Raw genomic sequence first — 1,963 nt, forward strand, 5'->3', positions numbered from 1 at the left:
CCGCTATTTATCACTATAAATGTGTCTCTAACGGTATTATAATTTCAATGGGTAAAAAATACCACTGTGCAGATAATATTGTTATAGAAAGTTTTCATTCATTACTTAAGAAAGCTACAATCCATAATAAAATATATAATTCACATGAAGAATATATACAAGATGTTATAAAATGAAATACATGATATTCAAATCGTAAAGAAAAAGATATAATAAAAAAAATAGTAAATACTTTTTATTAGTACTTACTAAAATGGGTGCAGTCTAATTTGTAAATCTAAATAACTTTTTATATTTCTAATGTAATTAATGATATTTTTTCATTATTTTTATTAAATAATTGTAAATTATTAATATTAATTTGTTCTTTTTCAGTAAAAATTGTAATATCATAATTCCCATAACCCCATATAGCAGATAATTCAATTTGATTTAAAATAAATAGTTTTTCGTGTTTATAAAAAGTTATTTTAATACTATCTTCAACTAAATTTTTAGTCATACTTATTCAAACTGCTTTTGAATAAAGTAACCTATATCATTGAGAAAAATGGTTTAAATAGTCTTCTATTTTGTCATTAGAAATAATTAAATTTGTTAAATATTTGCCATATTCTCCATCAGATAATTTAATTTCAGCAGGAATAAGAGAAGGGATGTTATTTGTTTCTAATTCATTTGTAATTGATAATCAATTAAAAAAATTTGTTTCTAGTTGATAAATTGAGTTTTCTGATATATCTTTGTTTTTAACAATTACTTTAATTTCATTATTATTGTTGATATTATTTTGATTTTTTAAATTTCAATCTGTAATTTGCCCTGTTTTTGAATCAATAACTGGTATATTTGGTTTACTATCGTTAATTCAACGATAAACTGATTTAAAATGATTATTTGTATCATTTTTTCAACGATTAATTGTGCTTGCATCAATCGATAAATCAATATCAATTGGAATTTCTGCATAGTTAGTTAAGTAAAGTTTAATATTATTTTGTACATCCAAAGTTTTTGGATGTCATCTTTTAATTTTTTCATTATTGTTAAATTTAATAATTTTTCAATCATCATTTTTTTCACCACGCCATACAACAAAATAATATTTATTATCAACTTGATTAAAGGGTTTTTCACTTGCATAAACTTCTTTTCAATAATTTATAGGAGGGGTGGGCCCACCAGAAAAATTAAAATATGATGAATTTAATAGTACTTGACAATCTTTAAATTCTCAATATCCATCATTTATTTTATTGGGAGTTGAAATTAATTCAAAATAATAAGGGGAAAATAATTTAATATCATCATTATAACCTTTATTAATGGCGTATTTACTATATGTATAATTTGATAACATATAGATAATTTGTTTAAATCTTTTGACAGCATTATCATTTAAAGATTTATAATTATCTAATTTTCAGTTTTCAAATAAACCGTCAATAACATCTTCGGGTTTTTGTCCTTCGAATTTTTGACGTAATTCTGCTGCTTTATTAGTGAGATTGCCTTTTTCATCATATTTTGAACCTTGAAATTTACGATCATAGTTATAACGATAAGTTAAATAATTTAATAAAACAATATTTAATTCTTTAACATCTAATAAACCTAATATATCTTTACCTTGAATATAGTTTTTAGCAATACTTCATGGTAAAAAACTTTCTGTAAATCAATACTGAAATATTCGCACACTAGGGTTTGTTTCAATGGGCATTGATAACAAAGGTACTAAACTAGCATTTTCAATATTTGATGATGGATAAGAATAAACACCATTAACATTGCCTCAACACTTAATATTTCCAAATAACATTGATTTAGGGTATTTAATTTCAATTCCAGTAAATACTGTATCTTCAGGCAATGATTTTTGTAATACTAAATGAATACTATTTTGATTTTTTCATTTAAAGTCAGTTATTTTAACTAAATGAGTAGATTTAATAATATCAAC

Annotated in this window: 1 protein-coding gene and 1 pseudogene; one reads left to right on the forward strand and one right to left on the reverse strand. The window is 22.7% G+C overall.

Going from position 1 to position 1,963, the window contains the following annotated elements:
• The first annotated feature begins 47 nt into the window (after positions 1-47).
• Positions 48-242, forward strand: a complete 195-nt coding sequence (locus D9R21_RS06030; protein WP_126820562.1) for a hypothetical protein — start codon at positions 48-50, stop codon at positions 240-242.
• A gap of 47 nt (positions 243-289) precedes the next feature.
• Here D9R21_RS06030 and D9R21_RS07485 read toward each other — a convergent pair.
• Positions 290-1,963, reverse strand: a pseudogene (locus D9R21_RS07485) (DUF3688 family protein); the annotation flags it as partial.

Source organism: Spiroplasma endosymbiont of Megaselia nigra (genome assembly GCF_003987485.1).
In the GTDB taxonomy this organism is placed as follows: Bacteria; Bacillota_I; Bacilli_A; order Mycoplasmatales; family Mycoplasmataceae; genus Spiroplasma.